Source organism: Parapedomonas caeni, from assembly GCF_041060555.1.
Classification (GTDB): Bacteria; Pseudomonadota; Alphaproteobacteria; order Sphingomonadales; family Sphingomonadaceae; genus CAUJIW01.
This window is the reverse complement of the sequence record NZ_JBEUDS010000001.1, coordinates 57,826-81,563: the sequence shown is the minus strand read 5'-3', so window position 1 is coordinate 81,563 and position 23,738 is coordinate 57,826. Positions and strand designations below refer to the sequence as shown.

Below are 23,738 nucleotides of genomic sequence, written 5' to 3'. Positions count from 1 at the left end.
GAGGCGTCTAATTCTCCAGGTGCGGCGTTCCGCCATCGGAATCCAGCACCAGGCGCGGCACGGCGCCGGTATCCTTCAACGCCCCGCCCCGCCCCGACAATGAGGGATTGGTCATGAAATAGCGGTGCAGATTGAACGGCCGCCCCCTGGCGGCAAGACGGACATAGGTGCCGTCGGGCTTCAGCCAGGCCGACTGTTCGGTGTCCTTCAGGTTGGCGACCATCACCTGATCCAGCACCTGCGCATGCACCGTCGGATTCCTGACCGGCACCAGCACCTCGACCCGGCGGTCGAAGTTGCGCGGCATCCAGTCGGCCGAGGAGATATAGACGATCGCCTTGCGCGAGGGCAGCTGCTCGCCATTGGCGAAAGCGACGATCCGGCTGTGTTCCAGGAAACGGCCGATCACCGACTTGACCCGGATGTTCTCCGACAAACCCGGCACCCCCGGCTTCAGGCAGCAGATGCCCCGAATCACCATGTCGACCTGCACGCCGGCCTGGCTGGCCTCATAGAGCTTGTCGATGATGAGCGGGTCCACCAGGGAGTTGAGCTTGACCCACACCTGGGCCGGCTTGCCGGCGCGCGCATGGGCGATCTCGTCGTCGATGTGCCGCATCAGCGTCTGGCGGATACCGAACGGCGACATGGCGATCGCCTCCAGCCGCTCCGGCGGCACATAGCCGGTGATGTAGTTGAACACCTGGGCGGCATCGCGCGCCAGCACCGGGTCGGCGGTGAAGTAGCTGAGATCGGTATAGATGCGCGCCGTCACCGGATGATAGTTGCCAGTACCGAAATGGCAGTAGGTCCGCAGGTCCGTGCCCTCGCGGCGCACCACCATCGACAGCTTGGCATGCGTCTTGAGATCGATGAAGCCATAGACCACCTGGGCGCCGGCGCGCTCCAGCTCGGCGGCCCAGCGGATGTTCTGCTCCTCGTCGAAGCGGGCCTTCAGCTCGACCACCGCCGTCACCGACTTGCCGGCTTCCGCCGCCTCGATCAGCGCCCGCACGATCGGCGAGTTCTTGCCGGCCCGGTAGAGCGTCTGCTTGATCGCCACCACATCCGGGTCGGCTGCAGCCTGCCGCAGGAAGCTGTGAACGACGTCGAAGCTTTCATAGGGGTGATGGACCACCAGATCCTTGCTGCGGATGGCGGCGAAGCAGTCGCCGCCATGCTCGCGGATGCGCTCGGGGAAACGCGCCGTATAGGGTTCGAACTTGAGGTCGGCGCGTTCGTCGACAATCAGCTGCGACACGTCGGAAATACCCAGAATGCCGGATACTTCCGAAACATCGCGGTCGGCCACCCGCAGTTCGCGGATCACCATGCGCTTGAGATCGGGCGGCATCGCCTCCTCGATCTTGAGCCGGATCACCTGGCCGCGCCGGCGACGCTTCAGCGCCGACTCGAAATAGCGCACCAGGTCCTCGGCCTCTTCCTCGATCTCGATGTCGCTGTCGCGCGTCAGCCGGAACGCGCCATCCCCCAGCAGCTCATAGCCGGGAAACAACTGGGCCAGGAACAGGCGGATGGTGTTCTCCAGGCTGATGAACCGCAAACCCGCGCCCGGCAGGCGGATGAACCGGGCCAGCATCGACGGCAGCGGCAGCAGCGCGTTGAGAATGCTCTTGTCGGATTGCCGGCGCAGTTCCAGCACCAGCGAAAAGCCGTTGTTGGGAATGAACGGGAACGGATGCGCCGGATCGATGGCCAGCGGCGTCAATACCGGGAATATCTGACCGAGGAAGTGGTTCTCCAACCAGTCCTTCTCGGTCTCGGTCAACTGGCTGCGGCTGAGGACATGGATGCCGGCCTCGGCCAGCAGCGTGCGCAACTCGATCCAGACAGTCTGCTGGGCACGCATCAGCTCCTCGGCCTTGGCGGTCACCGCGTCGAGCTGCTGGGCCGGCGTCAAGCCGTCCGGGCTCAGCATCTCGACGCCCGCCTCCATCTGGCCGCGCAGACCCGCGACCCGGACCATGAAGAACTCGTCCAGATTGTTGCCGGAGATCGACAGGAAGCGCAGGCGCTCCAGCAACGGATAGTTGGGATTGCGCGCCTCTTCCAGCACCCGCAGATTGAAGGCCAGCCACGACAGCTCGCGATTGAAATAGCGATCGGGATCAACCGGATATGCCGGTTCGGGCGGAAGGACAGCGTTGGTCGCGGGTATGGGCATGATCAACCGATATGCTGCGCCGGTGAATTAATTATGACAAGATAATTACGACACCTCGTTGAGCACCTGCCGCACGAACGGAATCGTCAGTGCCCGCCGCTGCTCCAGCCCCGCCGCGTCCAGCCGGGCCACGGTCGCCGCGATCTGCGCGAAATCGCGCGGCAGGCGGACCATGAGATAGTCCACCACCTCGGGCGGCACATCGACCCCCCGGTCACGAAACTGCTTCACCAGCAGCGCCCCCACCAGCGCGTCATCCGGCTGGCCGATCTCGACACGCGGCGCCGCCCGCAGCCGCGACGCCAGATCGGGCAGCGCCGGCACCCCTGGTCCCGTCCCGCTCTCGCACAGCAGCAGCAGACCGATGCCCTGCTCGCGGGTCCAGTTGATGAGATGAAACAGCCCTTCCTCGTCAAGTGCGGGATCACCGAACGGCGGCAGGGCGTCCACCACCAGCGTCGGCGCCTTCAGGCGACTGTGCATCTGCCCCGGCCGCAGCACCCGGCCGCCGGTACGGGCGGCGAAGATGGCGCCAAGATGGCTCTTGCCACTGCCTGGCGGTCCGGCCAGCAGCAGCATGTGGCTGGGCCAGCCTGGCCAGCGGTCAAGGTAGCTCACGGCCATCTCGTTGGCCGGCGTCATGGCGAAGTTCTCGAATCCGGTCGCCGAGCGATAGGCGAGCGGCAGGGCCGGCTGCTTCATGGCGTATCGACGGGCGGTGGCGATGGTGATGATGGCGGCGACAGCGGCGGCTCCGGCGGAGGCACCGACGTGCCGTACAGCGGACTGTCGAGATAGCGGTCAACCGCCCATCGCGCCACCACGGCAACCACCGCCGCCACCGGCACCGCAAGGAAGATGCCCACCACGCCCATCATCTCGCCGCCGGCGAACACCGCGAACAGCACCCACGCCGGATGCAGGCCGACGCGCTCGCCAATCAGGTTGGGGGTCAGCACCGAACCCTCGATCACCTGCACCACGATGAACACGCCATAGACCAGCCCGATCTGCATGTAGTCGCCGCCGAACTGACCGATGGCCACCAGCACCGCCAGTCCGGCGCCGAAAAAGGGGCCAGCGAAGGGGACGAAAGCCAGCATTCCAGCGATGAGCCCCAGGATCAGGCTGTAGTTCAGGCCGAGCAGGCTCCAGCCGATGGCATAGAGAGCAGCCAGGCACAGGCAGACCAGGAACTGACCGCGCACGAAGCCGGACAACGCGCCATCGGCCTGCCCCAGCAGCATCCTGATGGTCGGTTCATAGTGTCGCGGCAGCCACGAATCGACACGGGCGATCAGCTTGTCCCAGTCACGCAGCAGGTAGAACGCCACCACCGGCGAGATCAGCACCAGGGTCAGCAGGTTGAACAGCGCCAGCCCGCTGGCCAGCAGCACCCCCACCTGCTGTGCGCCCCACTGGGCGATCTGGCTGCCCGAGCGTTCCACCAGTTCCTGTGCCCTCGCCTGCCCGCCGGCCTGGTCGATCAGCTGCATGACGAACGGGCGCAGTTGATCGACATAGCCGGGCAGCGCCCGGGCGAAGCCGTTGATCTGGTCGCGCAGGATCGGCGTCATCGCGAAAAGAAGCGCTGCCGCCAGACCGAAGAACAGCACCAGCACCAGCGTTGTCGCCAGCCAGCGCGGCACGCGCCAGCGCTCCAGATAATCGGCGACCGGGTCGAGCAGATAGGCAATCGCGAGGCCGACGACGAACGGCAGCAGGATGCCGCGCACGGCGAAAATGAACCAGCACAGCAGGAAAAGCCCGGCGATCCACCACATCCATCGCGGCAGGTTCGACGTCATGGCATCAGGGCTCCTGCGGGACGGGTGCCGCCGTCGGCGACGTCGCGCCGCCCGGCGACGGCGCAGGCGTGCCCGCGGGGCGATCGGTGGCGATTTCCTCGGTGGCCTGCGGGCGCGGTTCCGGTGCGTCCCCCGGTCGCTTGGGCCGGATCAGCCAGCCGCCGTCGGCGAGACTGACCAGACGCAAGCCGACCTGATCGAGATCGAAGCGCAACCAGTCCAGTGAACGGCCATGAGCGACCTGCACCTGGCTCGTCCCCCCCAGGGACAGGCCGGTGAGCGTGACGCCGGTCACCGACGCGGCCTGGCGAAGCTTGCGCTCCAGCGTGCTCCAGGCACCAGCATCGGGGGTTTCCACCATCACCTGCAACCCGCCGAAACTCTGCACGCCGATGGTCGGCGCCACGTCCTGCGACGTGACGACCTCGACGAGCGCCATGTCCTTGCTCGGTTTCAGCTGACCGGCCCGCAGGGCCAGGTTGAGCGCCTGGTCAAGGCGGACCACCGCGTCGCGCAGCATGGTCGCCACGCCGCTGGCGTCGGCGACCCGCAGGCTGAAACGGGTCAGCGGCTTGTCGTCGAGGCCATGAAAGATGCTGAAGGTGCCGACCACCGGACCACCGGGATAACGCCGGTCGATACGGGCGTCGGCGACGAGAACATCCTCCGCGCCATAGCGGATCAGCGCCAGTCGCAGCAGATCGACGTTCTGCCGGGTGCCGCGCTGGGCGTTCAGGAACATGGCGTCGCCGCGCGTGCCGGTTGGCTGGACATAGTCGATCGCCGACTGCTGACCGCCGAAATTGCCCCATGCCCGCGCCCACGGGCTCGACGCCTCGTAGGTGTAGGCCGCGCCACCGTCGCGCATGACCGGAAGCAGCAGCAGCGCCTGCGAGCGATTGCGGCTCGACACCCCGTCGAACTTGCCCATGTAGCGGCGAACCGCGATCGGATCGAACACCACCGACAGGCGGGCGATGTAGCGCCGGCTGGTGAACCGCTCCGATTCAACGTCGATGCCGGCCACCAGTGTCGAGAGCGTGCTGTCGCCGACCGACGGCACCGCGCCCGCCTTGTCGGACAGCCGGCCCCAGAGCAGCTTCCAGGCCTTGCGCTGCGCCTCGATGAAGCCGACCTCGCGCGCGCGTGTCGCCGTCGGCGCCGCGACGTCGACACTGACCGCCGCCACGGTGAAGCTGTCCGACTCGATGGCCTCGGCGGCGCTGGCCGGCGGCGCGGGCGGGCTCGCCGTGTCAGTGGCGGCCGCCGCGACTCCGGGGGTCAGCAGGCCAAGGGTGATCAGCAAGAACAGGAGGCGGGCCATCGGGTGCTCGAAACCTCGTTGGAAAGCTGCTTCTTTTACAACTGGGGTCTCGCTTCTCAAGGCCAATCTGGTAACAGGACCTCCAATCCACGCGACCGCAAGACAATGTAAGGCACGCCATGGCCGAAAAGACCCCCTACACCTACGCCCAGGCGGGCGTTTCCATCGATGCCGGCAACGCGCTGGTGCGGGCGATCGCGCCGCTGGCGCGGGCGACCCGGCGCAGCGGCGCCGACGCCGACCTTGGCGGCTTCGGCGCCTTCTTCGACCCGCGCGCCGCCGGCTACACCGACCCGTTGCTGGTGGCGGCGACAGATGGTGTCGGCACCAAGATCAAGCTCGCCATCGAGGCCGGCGGCCATGACACCGTGGGCATCGATCTGGTCGCCATGTGCGTCAACGATCTGGTGGTCCAGGGCGCCGAACCGCTGTTCTTCCTCGACTATTTCGCCACCGGCAAGCTCGACACCGGCATTGCCGCCCGTGTCGTCGCCGGCATCGCCGAGGGTTGCCGCCAGGCCGGCGCGGCACTGATCGGTGGCGAGACCGCCGAGATGCCGGGCCTCTATGGCGACGGCGACTACGATCTGGCCGGCTTCACCGTCGGCGCGGTGGAGCGCGGCCAGCAGCTTACCGGCGACCAGGTGGCCGCCGGCGACGTCATCCTCGGCATCGCCTCCTCCGGCGTCCACTCCAACGGCTATTCGCTGGTGCGCCGACTGGTCGCCGATTTCGGGTTCGACCTCGCCGCCCCCGCCCCGTTCGATGCCAGCCGGCCGCTGGGCGAGGCGCTGCTGACGCCGACGCGCATCTATGTGAAGGCGCTGCTGCCGGAGGTCCGTTCGGGGCGCATCCATGCGCTGGCGCACATCACCGGCGGCGGCCTGACCGAGAATGTGCCGCGCGTGCTGCCCAAGGGCACCGTCGCCGTGTTCGATACCGCCGCCTGGCCGCTGCCACCGATCTTCGGCTGGCTGAAGGAGCTCGGCGCCATCGAGGGCGCGGAACTGGTGCGGACCTTCAACTGCGGCCTCGGCATGGTGGCGATCGTAAGCGCCGACCAGGCGGACACGGTGATCGCCAGCCTCACCGCCGCCGGCGAGCAGGTGGCGGTGGTCGGTCGCGTCGAGGCCGGCCCCGCCGACACCCGTGGCTGCCTGGTGCGCTCAAGCGCCGGCGCCTGGGGTTATGCCGACGGCTGGGAGGCCCGGCATGACGCGTAAACTGCGGCTGGCCGTGCTGATTTCAGGGCGCGGCAGCAACATGCAGGCACTGCTGGCGGCAACGCAGGCGCCCGGCTACCCGGCCGAGATCGTCGTTGTTGCCTCCAACAAGGCCAGTGCCGCCGGCCTGGAGACCGCGCGGGCGGCCGGCATCGCCACGGCGGTGGTGCCGCACACCGGCTTCCCCAGCCGCGAGGCCTTCGACATCGCCATGGACGCCGAGCTGCGCCGCCATGACGTCGATCTGGTGGTGCTGGCAGGCTTCATGCGGGTGCTGACGCCGGAGTTCATCAACCGCTGGCCGGACCGCATCGTCAACATCCACCCGTCGCTGCTGCCCGCCTTCCGGGGGCTGCACACCCACGAGCGGACCATCGAGGCCGGCTGCAAGATCGCCGGCTGCACGGTGCATATCGTCCGCCCCGAGCTGGACGACGGGCCAATCCTCGCCCAGGCCGCGGTGCCGGTGCTGGAGGGCGACACCGCCGACACGCTGGCGGCGCGCATCCTGGAGCAGGAGCACCGCCTTTACCCGTCCGTCATCCGCGCCATCGCCGAGGGCCGGGTCAGCATCGACGGGATGCTCGCCCGAATCAACGAGGCCGCGCCAACGGCGCAGCCCCTGCTCAACCCTGCCCCCTGAAGCCGGCGCCCTGCTGCCTGAGACCTGCTGCCTGAGGCGGGCATACCGACGTCCGCCCTCCTTCCCGCCGTCATGGCCGGGCGTGTCCCGGCCATCCCCGCGAACACGCCATAGCCGGTAAAGACGACAACGGCGCCACCGCAAGGGTGACGCCGTATCGGTAACGCGGCCGTGGATGGCCGGGACACGCCCGGCCATGACGCGCTGTTGCTTGAGCCGATGATCGCGGCTTGTCGGCTTAGCCGATGATCGCGGCTTGTCGGCTTAGCCGATGATCGCGGCTTGTCGGCTTAGCCGATGATCGCGGCTTGTCGGCTTAGCCGACGATCGCGGCCTGTCGGCTTAGCCGACGATCGCGGCCTGTCGGCTTAGCCGACGATCGCGGCCTGTCGGCTTAGCCGACGATCTCGGTCTGCGCGAAGAAATAGGCGATCTCGATCGCCGCGTTCTCCAGGCTGTCGGAACCGTGCACCGAATTGGCCTCGATGCTCTCGGCGAAGGTCTTGCGGATGGTGCCCTCGGCGGCCTGGGCCGGGTTGGTGGCGCCCATCACTTCGCGGTTCTTCAGCACCGCGTTCTCGCCTTCCAGCACCTGCAGCACCACCGGACCCGAGATCATGAACGACACCAGGTCGTTGAAGAACGGGCGCTCCTTGTGGACGGCGTAGAAGCCTTCCGCCTGGGCCTTGGTCAGCTGGGCGCGCTTCTGGGCGACGATGCGCAGGCCGGCGTCCTCCAGCATGGCGTTGATCTTGCCGGTCAGATTGCGACGGGTGGCGTCCGGCTTGATGATGGAGAAGGTGCGCTCGATGGCCATGGAAAACTCCAGTTGCTCTCTCGTGTGGGAAGTTGCGCGCGCTCTTATCGGTGCGGCGCACAAAAGGCAATGGGCGTCGGCAAACCCGCCCGCGAAAGACACCGCCCTGTCGGCGTCACGCTGAACTGGCCGGCGCCGGCCTCAGGCTGCCTGGCTCCAGCCGCCGCCATCCTGCTGCTGCCAGTATTTCAGGATATGGCCTTGCGCCTTGAGGTCGCGCCAGTGCGCGCGGGCCATCGCCACCTGATCGTCGTCCCTGCCGTCGAACAGGTAGAGCACGCGGTCGAAGCCTTCCAGCGCCGTGGGCGTCACATTGTCCAGCAGGACCAGCAGGGTCGCGCCGTTGGGGGCGGCGGCCTCTCCTTCGGCGATATAGATCGGCTGCAGTTCCGGATACTCGTTGCGCGCCGTGCCGTGGGGCAGGAAGGACTCCGGATCGTGCGTCCACAGATAGTCGTCGACCTCCTTCACCCGCGCGGCGGCGGCCACGCGCACCAGCGCGCGCAGCCCCTGCCCGTGCGCTTTCTCCATCAGGCGCGCCAGTGCCGCCAGCGGCGACTGGTGCGTCACATGATAGAAGCCGACATCGGCCATCTGCCCGGCTCCCGCGCGCCGACCGCTTACTTCTCGAAGTTGCTGGCGATGAACTGGTCGAGCAGGCGCACGCCATAGCCGGTGGCGCCCTTCTCGCCCAGCGGCGTGTCCTTGTCGGACCAGGCGGTGCCGGCGATGTCGAGATGCGCCCAGGCCACGCCCTCGCGCACGAAGCGCTTGAGGAACTGGGCGGCCGTGATCGAACCGCCCTCGCGCGGGCCGACGTTCTTCATGTCGGCGATCTGCGAGTTGATCAGCTTGTCGTAGGCGTCCCCCAGCGGGAAACGCCACAGCTTGTCGCCCGAGGCCTCGCCCGCCGCCAGCAGCTGGCCGGCCAGCGTCTCGTCGTTGGCGAACATGCCGGCATATTCGTGCCCCAGCGAGATCACCATGGCGCCGGTCAGCGTGGCGAGATCCACCATCACCTTCGGCTTGTAGCGCTCCTGGGCATACCACATGACGTCGCACAGCACGAGGCGACCCTCGGCGTCGGTGTTGATGACCTCGATGGTCTGGCCGGAATAGCTCTTCACCACGTCACCGGGCCGCTGGGCCGTCGCGGAGGGCATGTTCTCGACCATGCCGCACAGGCCGACCACCCGGCACTTGGCCTTGCGCCGGGCCAGCGCCTTCATGGTGCCGATGACGGCGCCAGCGCCGCCCATGTCCCACTTCATGCCTTCCATGCCGGCCGCCGGCTTGAGCGAGATGCCGCCGGTATCGAAGGTGACGCCCTTGCCGATCAGCACCACCGGCGCCGTCTTCGCCTTGCCGCCGGTGCCGTCGTAGTCGAGGATCACCAGCTGCGGTTCGTGCGCCGAGCCCTGCGACACGCCCAGCAGCGCGCCGAAGCCCAGCTTCTTCATCTCCTTCTCGCCCAGCACCTGCACGGTGATGCCGTGCTCGGCCAGCTCGCGCGCCTTGTCGGCGAACGACTTGGGGTAGACCACGTTGCCGGGCTCCGACACCAGATCGCGGGTCAGGAACACGCCCTCGGCAATCGCCTCGTAGCGGTTGAAGGCGCTGTCCGCCGCCCGCGCCTCGCCGGTCTGGATCACCAATTTGGTGAGGCTAGGCTTCTTGGCCGGCTGCTCCTTGGTACGATAGCGATCGAAGCGATAGGCCCGCAGCCGGGCGCCCAGCCCCATGCGCGCCGCCGCTTCCGCCTCCGACACCGTGGAATCGCCGAGGTCCGCCGCCAGCACGGTCAGCGTCGTCTCGCCCGAGGCGCCGACACGGGCCTGCAGCGCGCCGCCGATGCGCTCGAACTCGCCCGGCCCCGCCTTGGCCAGCGTGCCGGTGCCCACCACCAGCACCCGCGAGGCGTCCAGACCGGCCGGGGCCAGCACCTCGACGATCTCACCGACGCCGCCGTCGAAGCGGCTGGCCTTGAGCGCGCGCTGCACCTGCCCGTCGGTGGTCGCGTCAATCGCCGCCGCGGCGGCGGTGAGCACGCCCCCCTGACCTGCGAACACGGCGAGAGCGCCGCCCTTGACGGCGGATGGCTTGGCAAAACTGATCTTCATGGTGTGACTCTTTCCCTGACGTCGTCAGCCGCGCGTGGCGGCCCCATGGATCGTACATAGCGAGCCGGAGCCGCTCTGGCAAAGGCGCGACGGCGACGGCACGACCGCAGCGGCGGGACGGCAAACGCCCGCGCGCCAGTTGCACCGGGCGCGCCGCCATGCTTTACACGCAGCCGGTCCCTCGCCCCGACGATAAGGCTGTCATTCGTGCCCTCCCGCCTGCCGCTCATCGCCCTGCTCGCCTCAGCCTCGACGATGGCCGCGACGACAGTGGCCCGTGGCCAGGACGTGGCCGCCGACGCGGTCGCGGACGCCGCCGCGCCCGCAGCGGAGTCGCAGGTGCTGTTCGAGGCCGACCGGCTGACCTACGACGACGAGACCGGGATCGTCACCGCCGACGGCCTCGTCACCATGTCCCGCGATGGCTATGACCTGCGCGCCGACCAGGTGATCTACAACCGCCGTACCGGCTTTGTGGAGGCGCGCGGCAACGTCGAGATCACCGACCCGCAGGGCAACCGCGTCTATGGCGAGAAGATCGAGCTGACCGACACCCTGAAGGACGGCCTGGTCGACAATGTGCTGCTGATACTCAAGGACGGCTCGCGGCTGGGCGCACGCAACGGCAACCGTCAGGCCGAGAAAACCCGGCTCGACCGTGCCATCTACAGCCCCTGCGAACTGTGCCCGCCCGGCTCCACCGAGGAGCGGCCGTTGTGGCGGATCAAGGCGGTGCGGGTCACCTACGACCAGCAGGAAAAGCGGATCCGCTACAACGACGCGACGTTTGAATTCCTCAACGTGCCGATTCTCTACCTGCCCTATATCTCGCACGCCGCCCCGGACGTCGCCCGATCCTCCGGGCTACTGCTGCCCGACCTGTCACAGAGTCGCTCGCTTGGCATGTCCATCGGCACGCCGTTCTTCTGGAACATCGCGCCTGACCGTGATCTTACGGTCACGCCCACTTTCTACACCTCGGAACGCCCGACGCTGGCGCTCGATTACCGCCAGCATCTGCGCACGGGTCCGATCACGGTGGGCGGCATCGCCACCTACGCCGCCAAGCGCGACAACGAGAATGTCGAGACCGGCGGCAACGAAGTCCGCGGTTACCTGTCTGCCTCGGGAACGTTGCAGCACACCAGTCGCTGGCGCTCCACCTTCTCGGGACGAATCACCACCGACGACACCTTCCTGCGCCGCTATGACATCTCGGACGATGACGTGCTGCGCTCGAACTATCGTCTGGAGCACTTCGGCGACCGTGACTATTTCGCCATTCAGACCTGGGGCTTCCAGGGCCTTCAGCGCGACGACCGGCAGGGACTGACCCCGATCGTGCTCCCCTCGGTCGACTACGCCTGGCAGTCCAGACCCTCCCTGTTCGGTGGCCAGTGGTCGATCCGCGCCAACGGCCTGTCGCTGACCCGTACCGATGGCATGGACAGCTATCGCCTGTCGTCCACCGGCGGCTGGGAGGGGCGCTGGCTGACACCCGCCGGCCAGACGCTGCGCCTGGTCACCCAGACACGCGCCGACCTCTATTATGTCAGCGACACCGAATCCCCGGACGATATCGTCTATGCCGGCAACAGGGGCTGGCAGGGCCGCGTGCTGCCGCTGGCGGCGATCGAGACCGCATGGCCGCTGGCCGGCCCGGCGCTGGGCGGACAGCAGACTCTGGAGCCGGTGGTCCAGCTGATTGCCAGCCCCAATGGCGGCAACAACGGCATCCCCAATGAAGATAGCCGCGCCTTCGACCTGGAGGACAGCAACCTCTTCGACCTCAACCGCTTCTCCGGCTTCGACCGATGGGAAGGCGGCGTCCGGCTGGTCTATGGCGGCCGCTGGTCATGGTCACGCGGCAAGTGGGCGCTGTCGGCCGAGGGGGGCCAGAGCCTGCGCTTCAACAGCAACCGGGAGATATTCCCCAACGGTAGCGGCCTGTCCGGCAACTTCTCCGATTTCGTCGGCCGCACCACGGTGAGCTGGGGGGAATTGATTGATGTCACCCACCGCTTCCGCATCGACAAGACCAGCTTCGCGGCACGGCGCAACGAGATCGATGCCGTACTGGGCACCCGCCGCAACTATGTCACGGTGGGATACACCTACCTTAACCGCAACATCGACATCGAGGACCTGGAGGATCGCGAGGAACTGCGGGTCGGCGGGCGGGTCCAGCTCGGCCGCTACTGGGCGCTGATCGGCTCGACCATTCTCGACCTCACCAGCAAGGGCGAGAACCCGCTGACCACCAGCGACGGCTTTGAGCCGATCCGGCACCGTGTCGGCCTCGTCTATGAAGACGAATGTTTCAGCTTTTCAGTCACCTGGAAGAAGAACTTCACGGAAGATCGTGACTTTCGCAAAGGCTCCAGCGTGTTCCTGCGTTTCTCGCTGCGCAACCTCGGTGGCGGCAACTGACATGCCGGCCGCCAGAAACGCTCCATTGGCCGGCGGGACGGTTGCACCCGGCGCGCGGCTGACGTAAACCCCGACCATGGTAAAGCGCAGTGTAATGACATTGGGACTTGGGCTGGGTCTGGCAATTGCCCCCGCCCTGGCGCAATCCGTTGGCAACGCCCTCGACAGCGAGGGCATGCCCCAGAACATCACCGTGTTCGGCGCGCCCGCCGATCCCAACGTCCGCAAGGCGTCGGCCATCGTCAACGGCAGCGTCATCACCGACCTGGACGTGGATCACCGGCTGGCGCTGGTCATCACCGCGTCCGGCGGTCGCATCCCGGCGGATGAAGTGGCGCGCCTGCGTCTGCAGGTTCTGCGCAACCTCATCGACGAGCGGCTGCAGATCCTGGAAGCGAAGGAAAACGACATCGAGGTCGGCGAGGCCGATGTCGAGGCGGCATTTGCGCGCGTCGCCCAGAATTTCGGCCAACCCACCGAACAGTTCCTCCGCTTCCTGAAGACCAATGGCACCTCGGGGGAAACCCTGAAGGACCAGATTCGTGCCGAGTTCGCCTGGAACAGCCTGCTGCGGCGGCGGGTGGAGCCCTTCGTCTCGATCGGCGACGATGAAATCCAGGCGGTCATCGACCGGCTGGAGGCCGCCAAGGGCCAGGAAGAATATCGACTGAGCGAGATTTTCCTCGCCGCGACACCGGAAACCGAGGCGGAAACGCGCGCCAACGCCGAGCGTATCGTCACTCAGGTCCGCGCGGGGGCTTCCTTTGTCGCCTATGCGCGCCAGTTCTCGGAAGCCTCCACCGCCGCCGTCGGCGGCGACATGGGCTACATGATGCTGGGCCAGCTGCGGCGCGGCCTTGAGGATGTGGTGCCGGCCATGCGGATCGGCCAGGTCAGTGATCCGATCCGTGTCGCCGGCGGCTTCGTCATCATTTCCGTCACGGACAAGCGCAAGGTGCTGGGGCCTGACCCGCTCAATGCCGTGCTCACCGTCAAGCAGGTCGCCGTGCCTCTGGCGCCCGGCACCAGCCGCGAACAATTGATGGCGACGGTGCAGAAACTCACGACGGCTGTCGCCGCCGGCGGTGGTTGCGGCCGCGCCGACGCCATTGCCGCTTCCGTGGGCGGCCGTGTCGACGCGCCGGACCCGCAGCCGCTGCGGAGCTTCCCGCCCGGCCTGCACGAGCAGCTGGAACGGCTGCAGGTCGGCGAGGCAACCCAGCCGTTCGGCACCCAGACCGACGCCCGCATCATCATCCTGTGCGGCCGCGACGAAGGTCAGGAGAGCGCATTGCCGAGCTATGACGACGTCTACGCCCAGCTCAACGAGCAGCGGATCTCCATGATGGCGCGCCGCTATCTGCGCGACCTGCGCCGGGATGCCATTGTCGACTACCGCTGAACCGCCGCGGGCTGATCCGCCACTCATCGTCTCGATCGGCGACCCGGCCGGCGTCGGCCCCGAGACCATCGTGCAGGCCTGGGAACAGCGTCATGCCATCGGCCTGCCGCCGTTCGCCGTCGCCGGCGATGCCGCCGCCCTGCGCGCGGTGTGGGCGGGGCCGGTCGCCACCATCAGCGACCTCGACGATGCCGCGCGCCACTACCGTCACGCACTGCCCGTGCTCGACGTCGGCTCGATGGGCGACAGCCGCCCCGGCCGGCCCACCGCCGACGGCGCCCGGCTGGCCTTCGCCGCCCTCGAAGCCGGGGTCGACCTGACCGTCGGTGGCGGTGCCAGCGCCCTGGTGACCGGGCCGGTCAACAAGGCGGCGCTGGCGGCCATCGGCTATCGCTGGCCGGGGCAGACCGAGTTCGTCGCCGAACGCGCGGGCGTCAGCCCCGAGGACGCCGTGATGATGCTGGCGGGCCCCAGCGTGCGCACCGTGCCGGTGACCATACACGTGCCGCTGCGCGAGGTGCCGGCACGGCTCACCACCGCGCTCATCGTCCAGCGCGGCCGGGTCACGGCCGAAGCGCTGCGCCGCGATCTCGGCCTGCGCGACCCCCGGCTTGCCGTCACCGGCCTCAACCCGCATGCCGGCGAGCGTGGCCGGCTCGGGGATGAGGAGGAGACCGTCGTCCGCCCGGCGGTCGAACAGCTGCGCGCCATGGGCATCGACGCCACCGGCCCCCTGCCCGCCGACAGCCTGTTCGCGCCGCACATCCGCGGCCGCTACGACGCCATGGTGTGCATGTACCATGACCAGGCGCTGATCCCGATCAAGGCGCTGGACTTCGACAGCGGCGTCAACATGACGCTTGGCCTGCCGATCGTCCGCACCTCGCCGGATCATGGCACCGCCTTCGACATCGCCGGCCGGGGCGAGGCACGACCGGACGCCATGATCGCCGCCATCCGCATGGCCGCGCTCTGTGCCGCCCACCGCCGGCGCCCCTCATGACGGACGCATCGCTGCCGCCGCTGCGCGAGGTCATCGCCGCCCATGGCCTGTGGGCGAAGAAGGCGCTCGGCCAGAACTTCCTGCTCGATGCCAACCTGCTCGGACGCATCGCCCGCGTGCCCGGCCCGCTAGATGGCGCCACCGTCTATGAAGTCGGCCCCGGCCCCGGCGGGCTCACCCGCGCCATCCTGCAGGCCGGCGCCCGGCGAGTCATCGCCGTGGAAATGGACAGCCGCTGCTGGCCGGCGCTGGAGGAGCTTGGCGCCTGGTCGGGCAACCGGCTGGAGCTGATCCGGGGCGACGCGCTGAAAGTGGACGAGCCGACCCTGCTGGGCACGGGGCCCGTCCACATCATCGCCAACCTGCCCTACAATGTCGGCACCGCGCTGCTGGTGCGCTGGCTGACCACGCGCGACTGGCCGCCCTTCTGGGCGAGCCTGACCCTGATGTTCCAGCGCGAGGTGGCGCAGCGCATCATCGCCGCCCCCGGTTCCGAGGCCTATGGCCGGCTGTCGGTTCTCGCCCAGTGGCGGGCGTGCCCGCGCATCGCCTTCGACGTGCCGGCCAAGGCCTTCACGCCGCCGCCCAAGGTGACCTCCTCCGTCGTCCACATCACGCCGGCCGAACCGTTGGCCGACGTTCCCGTCGGCGCGCTGGAGGCGGTCACGGCGGCCGCCTTCGGCCAGCGGCGCAAGATGCTGCGGGCTTCCCTGAAAAGCCTTGGCGGTGATCCAGCCGCATTGCTGGACGACACCGGCATTGACGGCGAGCGTCGGGCTGAAACGCTGAGCATCGCCGAGTTCTGCACGCTGGCGCGCGCCTGGACGGCGTTGAGAAAAGCTGACGCGGGAAAAGGCTGAAGCGGCGATCAGCCGCCGCGACGGTTCGAGGACACCGGCACCATCGGCACGGTCGGCTTGCGCGCGGCGGTCCGCGACGCCGGCCTGGCGTTGTTGCGGGCAGAGGCGTTCTTGGCCTGGGCGGCCGCCACGGCAGCCTCCAGCCGGTCCTTCTGCACGCATCCCGACCGGCAGATGCGCCGCAGCCGGTCGAGCGACGCCTGCGCCTTGGCCAGCTGACCCTTGGCGATCATCGCCAGACCCTGCGCCTCCAGAGCGCCGAGATCGTTGGGATTGATGACCAGCGCCTTGCGATAGAAGCTCAGCGCCTTGCCGGTCAGACCCTGCTTTTCATAAGCCTTGCCGAGACCGACGAAGGCGGCGACGTTCTTGGGATCGGCCACCAGCGCCGTCTCGTAGAAGTCGACGGCGTTCGCCGGCTGCCCCTGCGACACCAGCATGTCGCCCTGGGCGGCCAGCCGGGAAGAGGTCGCGCTCACGTTCGTGCGCGCCACGGCCACGGGACTGGCGACCGTGATCGCCAGCAGGGCGGCCACGAAAGGGGCGGACAGAACGGGCATCACAGGGATCATCATAACGTCTTCATGAAGATGCCAGCAGGAAGGTCAAGGAAGCGTTAGCAGAGGCGTTCAAATTCCGCGACGAAAAACCCGTCGCAGCCCTGACGCGCCGGCGAAAGCGCCAGGCATTGCGACATCGGCGACACAGTGTCGATGCCGGCCGCCGAACCGCTCAGGCGCCCGCGCGCGTCAGCAAGGCGGAAGCCGGCGGCCCGGTCGCCAAAGGCCCGCACCTGCGCCTCCCCTTCCGCCGGCAGCAGCGAGCAGACGGCATAAACCAGCCGGCCGCCGGGGCGCACCAGCCGGGCGGCCCGGTCGAGGATCTCCGCCTGGAGGGCGGTGATGCCGGCCAGCGCCGACCCGGTCAGCCGCAGCCGGGCTTCGGGATTGCGCCGCCAGGTGCCGGTGCCGCTGCAGGGCGCGTCCACCACCACCAGATCCGCCACATCCGCGAGGTCCGCCAGCGGGTCGTCACGCAGGCAGCGAGTCTCGATAATGCCCGCCCCCGCCCGTGCCGCCCGTGGCGCCAGCCGCGCCAGCCGGGCGGCGTCGATGTCGCAGGCCACCAGCCGCCCCCGGTCGGCCATGCTGGCGGCGAGCCCCAGCGTCTTGCCGCCGGCGCCGGCGCAATAGTCGATCACCGTCTCGCCGGGCAGCGCGTCGGCCACCTGCAGCAGCAACTGGCTCGCCAGATCCTGGATTTCCACCAGTCCCGCCGCGAAGGCACGCGACTTCTCCACCGCCGCCCCGCCCGCCGCACGCAAGCCCCAGGGCGACAGCGCCAGCGGCTCGGTGGCGATGCCCTCGGCCGCCAGCGCCGCCTGCGCCGCCGCGCGCGAGCCCTTGAGCGTGTTGACCCTGAGGTCGAGCGGCGCGCGATCGCGCAACGCCGCCTGTTCAACCGGCCAGCCGTCGCCGAAACGCTCGATGAATGCCGCCTCCAGCCACTCGGGCAACCATGGCCCGGTGGTCATGCCCTCGTCATCGGCCAGCGCCGGCGGGGCGTAGCGGTCGGCGCCGAACAGCGCCAGCCGGTCAGGATCGTGGGCGCGCAGATGCGCCACCAGCGCCGCGCGGGCATCCGCCGCGTCCCACGCGCAATCGCGCAGCACGGCGTAAACCGTGTCGCGGATGGCGGCGCGGTCCTTCGAGCCGGCATAGCGGCGATCGCGGAAATAGCGGGCCAGCAGCGTGTCTGCCGCCGGCCCCTGCACCCGCACGGCATCGAGCACCGCCGTCAGCACCTCGATGGCGGCGGCGAGCCGCGCGGCCGGTGTCATGGCTCAGCGCGTCGGATAGTTGGGCGCCTCGCGGGTGATCAGCACGTCATGCACGTGGCTCTCGCGCAGGCCGGCGTTGGTGATGCGCACAAAGCGGGCCCGCTTCTGGAACTCCGCCACCGTCTTTGACCCGGTGTAGCCCATCGCCGCCTTCAGGCCGCCGACCAGCTGATGGATGACCTCGCGCGCCGGACCCTTGTAGGGCACCTGGCCCTCGATGCCTTCCGGCACCAGCTTCAGCGTGTCCTTGATGTCCTGCTGGAAATAGCGGTCGGCCGAGCCGCGCGCCATGGCGCCCACCGAGCCCATGCCGCGATAGGCCTTGTAGGAGCGGCCCTGGTAGAGGAACACCTCGCCGGGCGCTTCCTCGGTGCCCGCCAGCAGCGAGCCCACCATCACGGCGGCGGCGCCGGCGGCGATGGCCTTGGCGATGTCGCCGGAGGTGCGGATGCCGCCATCGGCGATCACCGGCACGCCCAGTTTGGCGGCGGCTTCCGCCGTTTCCATGACGGCGGTGAGCTGCGGCACGCCGACACCGGCGACGATGCGGGTGGTGCAGATTGAGCCCGGACCGATGCCGACCTTGATGCCGTCGGCACCGGCGTCGATCAGCGCCCGGGCAGCGTCGGCCGTCGCCACGTTGCCGGCCAGCACCTGGACGTTGTTGGACAGCTTCTTGATGCGGGCGACCGCCTCCGACACCCGCAGCGAGTGGCCGTGGGCGGTGTCGACGACGATCAGGTCGCACTCGGCGTCGATCAGCGCCTCGGTGCGCTCGAAGCCGAGATCGCCGACCGTCGAGGCGGCGGCGACGCGCAGGCGTCCCGAGGCGTCCTTGGTCGCCGAGGGATAGTTCACCGCCTTCTCGATGTCCTTGACGGTGATCAGCCCGACGCAACGGTAGCCGTCATCGACCACCAGCAGCTTCTCGATGCGGCGCTGGTGCAGCAGGCGGCGCGCCTCGTCCTGGCTGACACCGGCCTTGACGGTCGCGAGGTTCTCGCGGGTCATCAGTTCGGAGACCGGCTGGTCCGGGTTCTCGGCGAAGCGGACATCGCGGTTGGTGAGAATGCCGATCAGCTTGCCGGGCTGGCCCAGCGGCGACGGCTCGACCACCGGAATGCCGGAAATCCTGTGCCGCTTCATCAGGTCGAGCGCCTCGCGCAGGGTCTGGTCGGCCAGCATGGTCACCGGGTTCACCACCATGCCCGCCTCGAACCGCTTGACCTGGCGCACCGCCTGGGCCTGTTCCTCGATGGTGAGATTGCGATGCAACACGCCGATGCCGCCGGCCTGCGCCATCATCACCGCCATGTCGGCTTCGGTCACCGTGTCCATCGCCGAGGACAGGATGGGAATGTTGAGGCCGATCTCGCGGGTGATGCGGGTCGAGGTCTCCGCCTGGCTCGGTAGCACGTCGGACTCGCCCGGAATGAGCAGAACGTCGTCGAAAGTCAGGCCGAGCGGCAGGTCCATGGAAGTCTCTCGCATCCGAGTCGGGGGGAAAGTGGCGGGCTATATGCCATCCCCGTCCGGAAATATCCATGCCCGAGGCGGGAAATATCTACGCGTCGGCCTGAACGTCCGCTGGCGGCGCGGCGCGAAAGCCCTGGGCAATGACATACCACTCCGAGGAATCCTTGCGGCTGGCCGGCGGCTTGGCATGCTTGACCTGGCGGAAACGCTGCTTCAGCCGCGTCAGCAGCGTGCCGTCGGCGCCGCCGGCAAGCACCTTGGCGACGAAGGCGCCGCCCTCGGCCAGCACTTCCTCCGCCAGTTCCAGTCCGGCCTCGATCAGCCCCATGGTGCGCAGCGCGTCGGTCTGCTTGTGGCCAATGGTGTTGGCCGCCATGTCCGAAAGCACCAGATCGGCCTGGCCGCCCAGCGCCTCGCGGATGCGGTCCGCCGTCGTCTGGTCGCGGATGTCGCCCTGAAAGAAGATAACACCGGCGATCGGCTCCATCTCCAGGATGTCCACCGCGACCACTCGCGCCTTGGGCCGGCGCTCCAGCACCACCTGGCACCAGCCGCCGGGCGCCGCGCCGAGGTCGGCGACCCGCTCGACGCCCTTGAGCAGGCCGAAGCGCTCATCCAGCTCCTTGAGCTTGAACGCCGCGCGCGACCGGTAGCCGGCGGCCTTGGCGGCCTTGACGTAAGGGTCGTTGAGCTGGCGCTCCAGCCAGCGCACCGACGAGGTGGAGCGGCCGCGCGCGGTCTTGACCCGCGAGCGACCGCCATGGGAACGGCCACCGGGAGAGCCGGGCGTACTCACAGCCGCAGTCCGTCGCGGCGCATCAGCACCCGCAGGATGCCCTCGCGGATGCCGCGATCGGCGACCCGCAGCTGATCAATGGGCCAGAAGTCGAGGATGGTCTCCAGAATGGCGCAGCCGGCCATCATCAGGTCGGCGCGTTCCTTGCCGATGCACGGCAGCTCGGCGCGCTGGTCCATGCTCATGGCCGCCAGATCGCTGGCGAGCGTGCGCATGGAACCCGAGGGCACCCAGCAGCCGTCCACCTGCCGCCGGTCATAGGTAGTCAATCCCAGGTGCAGGCTGGCCAGCGTCGTCACCGTGCCCGATGTGCCCAGCACGCTCAGCCGGCCGCTGTTCACCTTCTCCGACACCCGCGCCTGCATCTCGAAAGTGCTCAGGTAGGCGCCGACGCGCTCCTTCATCAGCGCGTACACACCGGGAGACGCCTGATCGGTATCAAAGGCTTCCGCGAGCGACACCACGCCCCAGGGCATCGAGGTCCAGGCGGCGATATCGATACTACCGTTGGCTTCCTGCCGCACCAGCACCAGCTCGGTGGAGCCGCCGCCGATATCGAACACCAGGCCATAGTCGGCATCCGCCGGCAGCAGCGTCTGGCAGCCAAGCACCGCCAGCCGGGCTTCTTCCTTGGTCGAGATGACATCCAGCGCCAGGCCGGTCTCCTCGTAGACCCGGGAGACGAACTGGCCGGCGTTGCTGGCGCGCCGACAGGCTTCCGTCGCCACATGCCGCATCAGGATGACATTACGACGCCGCAGCTTGTCGGCACAGACCTTCAATGCCGAGATGGCGCGGTTCTGGGCGGCGTCCGACAGCAGGCCCGTGGCGGCCAGGCCTTCACCCAGGCGGACGATTCGGGAAAAGGCGTCGACGACATGGAAGCCGCCACGAGCGGGCTTGGCCACCAGCAGCCGGCAGTTGTTGGTGCCCAGGTCGAGCGCGGCATACAGCCGCTCGGCCGCCTGGCCACGCGGGCCGACGCCATTGCGTCCTCCCGTGCCCGGCCCGGTCCTTCCGCGCTGATCCGACTCGACGGGACCAGCAGCGGAACGCTCCGCCACATCGTTCGGCATGATCGTCGCCTTGTTTTTATCGTTACGCTTGCCGTCTCCATCCGGGACGACGGCCACTTGCCACCAAGGTAACAACCCTGCCCCGCCCCGACAAGCGGTCGCCGATGCAGTTTTCCATGCGCGATACCATTGACAGACGGCGTTTGGTTGACCTATTGACCGCCGCCTGACGCGACGTTGCCCCGTCGTCTAACGGCAAGACAGCGGACTCTGACTCCGTTAATCGTGGTTCGAATCCATGCGGGGCAACCATCGCGGCCAGTCGCCCGCCGCACACGGCGGCGCGGCCTCGGCCCGCTCCCTACAGACCCGGTTCGAATGTCTTGGCGATGATCCGCCAGACGCCGTCGCGCTTGAGCAGATGGAAATAGTCGGTGAACGACAGTCCGGCGAGGTTGGTCTCCACCAGCGTCGCCGCCGCCGCGCGCCCCGCCACCGCCAGATGGGTGATCTCCCAGCCGTAGGCGGCGCGCTGGGCCTCCGTCGGTCGATAGTCGGCCATGAAGGCGTAGAACGGCTCCGGCCCGCCGACCATGGCGGCATCCCCCATATGGCCGCTCATCAGCGCCTCGGGCGCGAACACGCGCTTGAGCGCGGCGATGTCGCCGGCGCGGGTGGCCTCGGCGTAGGTGGCGACCACCGCGCGCACGGCGGCAAGGTCGGCGAGCAGGGCGGTGTCGGCAGTGGCGGGCACATCGGTCACGGAGAGCTCCTCAGGGGGGGGGATCACAATCAGGGAAGCGGCCGCACCGGCAGCGGCACGTTGCAGACGTCGATGGCGCCGGCCGGGCGCTTGTAGAAATCATCCCGCCGGTTGCGCCGGCTTTCCACCAGACGGGTGAAGATCGCGGTATCGGTGCGCAGCACCTCAAGCCGGGGCCGCTCGGCGGGCGGCAGGTCCGCCATCAGCCGGACGCGGGTGATCGGCACCAGCTGGCTGTCCTGCTCATAAAAGCCCAGCGGACCGGTGCCGCGCGGCAGGCTGGCGAGCCTGTCCATGCCCGCGACCACCCGGCCAACCACGGTGATGTTGCGATCAAGCTGGCGCGGCGCGTGGCCGATGACGGCATACAGCTCGCCGCCGCCGCCGGAGTCGGCGTCGAGGTCGCGCCCCACCCCGACGCTGCCGTAGCAATGCACCGCCCAGGCGACACCGGTGGCCGGATCGCGCGCCGCCGGCAGCGCATCGACGAAACCCGTCTGCGGCGCATAGGTGTCGCGGTCGGGCAGCGGCGTGAACGCGAGGCCCGCCGCCGGGCGCTCGAACTCGGCGGGCAGCGTCGCCCGGGCGGTGCGGATCGGCCGTGGCCGCGGCGGCGACTTCAGCGCGCCGGGGTCGCCCCACTGGACGACGAAACCATCCTGCACCCGGGTCACCGCCAGACCGTCGAAATAGCCCTCGCGCACCAGCGCCTTGATATTGGCGACATGGTTGGGGGCGAACGCCGGCGCCAGCTCGATCACCACCAGGCCGGCCGGCAGGGTCATCACCAGCGTGCGGTCCGGGTCGAGCGGCCGCCAGTCGGCCGCCGCGCTGGCCGCCAGCACCTCGGCCATGGTCTCGGCCCGCGCCGGACCCGGCATGGCCGACACCGCCAGCAGCATCAACAGCAACCCCGCCCGTCGCGTCCTCCCGTTCATGATCCCTCCTGCCCTGCCGCTGTCAGCGCCGCCTTGCCTGTTGCACCGCGCGCTCCAGCGCCTGCAGGAAGGCCGAGCGGTCCTGCTTGCTGAAACTCGGATTGTGACCGCTCACCGTGCCCATGGCGCGCAGATCGGCCATCAGGTCGCGCATCGACAGCGCCATGCCGATATTGGCCTTGGTGAACGGCTTGCCGGTCGGCCCCAGCACCGCCGCCCCCATGTCGAGACAGCGCGAGGCCAGGTGGATGTCGGCGGTGATGACGATGTCGCCATCGCCGGCTTCGGCGGCGATCCAGTCGTCGGCGGCGTCGAAGCTGCCGGAGACCACCACCGAATTGACCAGCGGATGCAGCGCCTGGCGCACCCCGCTGTTGGAGACCATGTGCACCCGCAGCTGGTGGCGCTCGGCCACCCGCAGCACCTCCGCCTTCACCGGGCAGGCATCGGCATCGACATAGAGAGCCGGACCGCTCATGACGGGCGCCCGCCGCCGTGGCCATCGCCTTGAGCATCGCTGGGCAGCAGCGCCACCCGCGCGCCGGCGAGGCGGCGATAGAGATTGCGTCGGCGCACCAGCGGCCACCAGTCGTAGAGGAAAATCTCCAGCGGTCGCCAGTTGGCGACCCAGCCGAGAATCAGCAGGCTCTCGACGACAATCTCGCGCAGCGCCGATGCCGCCATCGTCTGCGCCGCCAGATGCGCCAGCCCGACACAGGCGACCAGCGCGACGACACCGATGAGCAGGGCCGCGCGCCCCACCCGCAGCAGCTCGCGCAGCTCCTGCCCCACCACCTCGGCGCGATAGGTGAAGAAATGGGCAAACGCCGGCGTGATTGACGCCGCCAGCGGCCGCTCGATCTCGGCCGGCGGCACGTGGATGACAATGGCAAGCGGCGTGTCGCGCGGCAACTCCCGCGCCCAGCCGACGATAAAGTCCTCGGCGCGGTGGTCGAGATCCTTCTCGCGAAACGGCAGCGGGTCGAGCGTGTCGAACAACTGCTCCAGCGTGGCGACGCTGATCTCGATATTGGCGGCGGTCATGACCGACCATCGCCCAGCCCGCCACATGCCGTCAAGCAACCCGCCAACAG

22 protein-coding genes and 1 tRNA gene are annotated in these 23,738 nt (G+C 68.7%); 7 read left to right on the top strand and 16 right to left on the bottom strand.

Going from position 1 to position 23,738, the window contains the following annotated elements; all coding sequences use genetic code 11:
* Positions 1-7: 7 nt before the first annotated feature.
* From ABU113_RS00345 to ABU113_RS00330, 4 genes are read right to left on the bottom strand one after another with little or no spacing between them, the layout of a single operon-like run.
* Positions 8-2,185, bottom strand: a complete 2,178-nt coding sequence (locus ABU113_RS00345) for an RNA degradosome polyphosphate kinase (RefSeq protein ID WP_454557476.1) — start codon at positions 2,183-2,185, stop codon at positions 8-10.
* A 45-nt stretch (positions 2,186-2,230) separates the two neighbouring features.
* The gene (locus ABU113_RS00340; protein ID WP_454557475.1) at positions 2,231-2,887 is read right to left on the bottom strand and encodes an HdaA/DnaA family protein; all 657 of its coding nucleotides are present in this window, start codon (positions 2,885-2,887) and stop codon (positions 2,231-2,233) included.
* Complete coding sequence (locus tag ABU113_RS00335) at positions 2,884-3,993, bottom strand: AI-2E family transporter (protein ID WP_454557474.1); 1,110 nt, start codon at positions 3,991-3,993, stop codon at positions 2,884-2,886. The genes ABU113_RS00340 and ABU113_RS00335 overlap by 4 nt, the downstream gene beginning before the upstream one ends.
* Before the next feature lie 4 nt (positions 3,994-3,997).
* A complete protein-coding gene (locus tag ABU113_RS00330; RefSeq protein WP_454557473.1) occupies positions 3,998-5,317 on the bottom strand; it encodes a DUF2066 domain-containing protein in 1,320 nt (439 codons plus the stop codon).
* A gap of 119 nt (positions 5,318-5,436) precedes the next feature.
* Here ABU113_RS00330 and purM point away from each other — a divergent pair, with 119 nt between their 5' ends.
* Positions 5,437-6,540, top strand: coding sequence for a phosphoribosylformylglycinamidine cyclo-ligase (gene purM, locus ABU113_RS00325; RefSeq protein WP_454557472.1), 1,104 nt, complete (start codon positions 5,437-5,439; stop codon positions 6,538-6,540).
* On the top strand, positions 6,530-7,183 hold the full coding sequence (purN, locus tag ABU113_RS00320; RefSeq protein ID WP_454557471.1) for a phosphoribosylglycinamide formyltransferase: 654 nt from the start codon (positions 6,530-6,532) through the stop codon (positions 7,181-7,183). The genes purM and purN overlap by 11 nt, the downstream gene beginning before the upstream one ends.
* 394 nt (positions 7,184-7,577) lie before the next feature.
* On the opposite strand, the gene ndk is transcribed toward purN, so the two are convergent.
* From ndk to ABU113_RS00305, 3 genes are all read right to left on the bottom strand, one after another.
* Complete coding sequence (ndk, locus tag ABU113_RS00315) at positions 7,578-8,000, bottom strand: nucleoside-diphosphate kinase (protein ID WP_454557470.1); 423 nt, start codon at positions 7,998-8,000, stop codon at positions 7,578-7,580.
* Between the two features lie 141 nt (positions 8,001-8,141).
* Entirely contained in the window at positions 8,142-8,594 is a 453-nt protein-coding gene (locus ABU113_RS00310; protein ID WP_454557469.1) for a DNA polymerase III subunit chi, read from the bottom strand.
* A 26-nt stretch (positions 8,595-8,620) separates the two neighbouring features.
* Complete coding sequence (locus ABU113_RS00305; protein WP_454557468.1) at positions 8,621-10,120, bottom strand: leucyl aminopeptidase; 1,500 nt, start codon at positions 10,118-10,120, stop codon at positions 8,621-8,623.
* A 207-nt stretch (positions 10,121-10,327) separates the two neighbouring features.
* Between ABU113_RS00305 and ABU113_RS00300 the strand changes: the two genes are divergently transcribed.
* The 4 genes from ABU113_RS00300 (at position 10,328) to rsmA (ending at position 15,815) form a co-directional block, all read left to right on the top strand.
* On the top strand, positions 10,328-12,550 hold the full coding sequence (locus ABU113_RS00300) for an LPS-assembly protein LptD (protein ID WP_454557467.1): 2,223 nt from the start codon (positions 10,328-10,330) through the stop codon (positions 12,548-12,550).
* A gap of 94 nt (positions 12,551-12,644) precedes the next feature.
* Entirely contained in the window at positions 12,645-13,952 is a 1,308-nt protein-coding gene (locus tag ABU113_RS00295; protein WP_454557466.1) for a foldase protein PrsA, read from the top strand.
* Positions 13,930-14,955 (top strand): 4-hydroxythreonine-4-phosphate dehydrogenase PdxA, encoded by a 1,026-nt coding sequence (gene pdxA, locus ABU113_RS00290; protein WP_454557465.1) that lies wholly within the window; start codon positions 13,930-13,932, stop codon positions 14,953-14,955. Before ABU113_RS00295 ends, pdxA begins: the two co-directional genes overlap by 23 nt.
* Positions 14,952-15,815: a 16S rRNA (adenine(1518)-N(6)/adenine(1519)-N(6))-dimethyltransferase RsmA gene (rsmA, locus tag ABU113_RS00285; protein ID WP_454557464.1), complete on the top strand. Its 864-nt coding sequence runs from the start codon at positions 14,952-14,954 to the stop codon at positions 15,813-15,815. The genes pdxA and rsmA overlap by 4 nt, the downstream gene beginning before the upstream one ends.
* 8 nt (positions 15,816-15,823) lie before the next feature.
* On the opposite strand, the gene ABU113_RS00280 is transcribed toward rsmA, so the two are convergent.
* The 5 genes from ABU113_RS00280 to ABU113_RS00260 all read right to left on the bottom strand — a co-directional run bounded on the left by ABU113_RS00280 (position 15,824) and on the right by ABU113_RS00260 (position 21,003).
* Entirely contained in the window at positions 15,824-16,375 is a 552-nt protein-coding gene (locus ABU113_RS00280) for a tetratricopeptide repeat protein (protein WP_454557463.1), read from the bottom strand.
* 56 nt (positions 16,376-16,431) lie between these two features.
* Entirely contained in the window at positions 16,432-17,655 is a 1,224-nt protein-coding gene (locus ABU113_RS00275; RefSeq protein ID WP_454557462.1) for an RsmB/NOP family class I SAM-dependent RNA methyltransferase, read from the bottom strand.
* Between the two features lie 3 nt (positions 17,656-17,658).
* Positions 17,659-19,131: an IMP dehydrogenase gene (gene guaB / locus ABU113_RS00270; RefSeq protein WP_454557461.1), complete on the bottom strand. Its 1,473-nt coding sequence runs from the start codon at positions 19,129-19,131 to the stop codon at positions 17,659-17,661.
* Positions 19,132-19,219: 88 nt separating this feature from the next.
* Positions 19,220-19,927, bottom strand: a complete 708-nt coding sequence (locus ABU113_RS00265; protein ID WP_454557460.1) for an RlmE family RNA methyltransferase — start codon at positions 19,925-19,927, stop codon at positions 19,220-19,222.
* The gene (locus tag ABU113_RS00260) at positions 19,924-21,003 is read right to left on the bottom strand and encodes a Ppx/GppA phosphatase family protein (protein WP_454557459.1); all 1,080 of its coding nucleotides are present in this window, start codon (positions 21,001-21,003) and stop codon (positions 19,924-19,926) included. Before ABU113_RS00260 ends, ABU113_RS00265 begins: the two co-directional genes overlap by 4 nt.
* 178 nt (positions 21,004-21,181) lie before the next feature.
* Here ABU113_RS00260 and ABU113_RS00255 point away from each other — a divergent pair.
* Positions 21,182-21,255 (top strand) — tRNA-Gln (locus tag ABU113_RS00255).
* 49 nt (positions 21,256-21,304) lie between these two features.
* Here the strand turns inward: ABU113_RS00255 and ABU113_RS00250 are convergent.
* From ABU113_RS00250 to ABU113_RS00235, 4 genes are read right to left on the bottom strand one after another with little or no spacing between them, the layout of a single operon-like run.
* Positions 21,305-21,706 carry a nuclear transport factor 2 family protein gene (locus ABU113_RS00250; protein WP_454557458.1) on the bottom strand — a complete coding sequence of 134 codons (402 nt, stop codon included), beginning with the start codon at positions 21,704-21,706 and terminating at the stop codon, positions 21,305-21,307.
* A 29-nt stretch (positions 21,707-21,735) separates the two neighbouring features.
* A complete protein-coding gene (locus tag ABU113_RS00245; protein ID WP_454557457.1) occupies positions 21,736-22,644 on the bottom strand; it encodes a peptidylprolyl isomerase in 909 nt (302 codons plus the stop codon).
* Between the two features lie 22 nt (positions 22,645-22,666).
* Positions 22,667-23,122 carry a YaiI/YqxD family protein gene (locus ABU113_RS00240; RefSeq protein ID WP_454557456.1) on the bottom strand — a complete coding sequence of 152 codons (456 nt, stop codon included), beginning with the start codon at positions 23,120-23,122 and terminating at the stop codon, positions 22,667-22,669.
* Positions 23,119-23,688, bottom strand: coding sequence for a hypothetical protein (locus ABU113_RS00235; protein ID WP_454557455.1), 570 nt, complete (start codon positions 23,686-23,688; stop codon positions 23,119-23,121). The genes ABU113_RS00240 and ABU113_RS00235 overlap by 4 nt, the downstream gene beginning before the upstream one ends.
* Between the last annotated feature and the right edge of the window lie 50 nt (positions 23,689-23,738).